The following is a 711-nucleotide window of genomic DNA, read 5'->3' on the forward strand; positions in this document are numbered from 1 at the left end:
CCGCAAGGCGGCCAAGGTCGGCATCCCGGCCGCCGCGGGCGTGGGCGCCCTGGCGGGCGGCACCGCCGCCGCCGTCGCCCTCCACCGCCGCCGCCGCTGACACCGCCCGCCCCGGCCCTCCCCGACCGCCCGCCGCCCCGTCCGGGCGGCGGGCGGTCGAGCGTGCGTTCTCCCGGCGGCCACGCCCGGGCGTACGGCCGAACGGGAAGGGCGCCGAGCCCGGGCCGCCCAACGCCCCGGCCAGTCGCGTTCGGTTCCCCCGACCACAACCCGTCGTCACCTCAGGCAGATCACGAAGCAGTTCGATCAATAACCGATCGCGAAGCATCACTCAAACCGTCACTTAAAGGTGAGGGAAGCGACGGAACCGGTGATTTGAGCAACTGGGTGTAGCACTGCCTATACGAAGCGTTATTCTCCTCAGACGCATGAAGAGCCCGTCACTCGCTACCACGGGTGACGGTTTTCGAACTGCACGTGATGGAAGCTCTGCCTCTGGGAGTCCCGTGTACCCACACGTCGGGGTTGACGCCTCGGGCCTGGCTACGCTGCGCGCAACGGTCCTCGACCACCTGCGCGGCTTCGTCCCCACCGCGTACGCCGTCCCCGCATTCGCCACCCCTGCACCCGCCGCCCCCTGCTACGCGCTGGCCGAGCGCAGTGCGGCGGTCGGAAGACGCGGCAGCCGCGGCGCCACGGCCACGTCAACCG

At 71.4% G+C, this 711-nt stretch carries 1 pseudogene; it reads left to right on the forward strand.

Going from position 1 to position 711, the window contains the following annotated elements:
- Positions 1–506 precede the first annotated feature (506 nt).
- Positions 507–711, forward strand: a pseudogene (locus IH13_RS44655) (RNA polymerase subunit sigma-24); the annotation flags it as partial.

Origin of the sequence: Streptomyces sp. NRRL WC-3549 (assembly GCF_000721935.1) — a bacterium.
Lineage (GTDB): Bacteria > Actinomycetota > Actinomycetes > Streptomycetales > Streptomycetaceae > Streptomyces.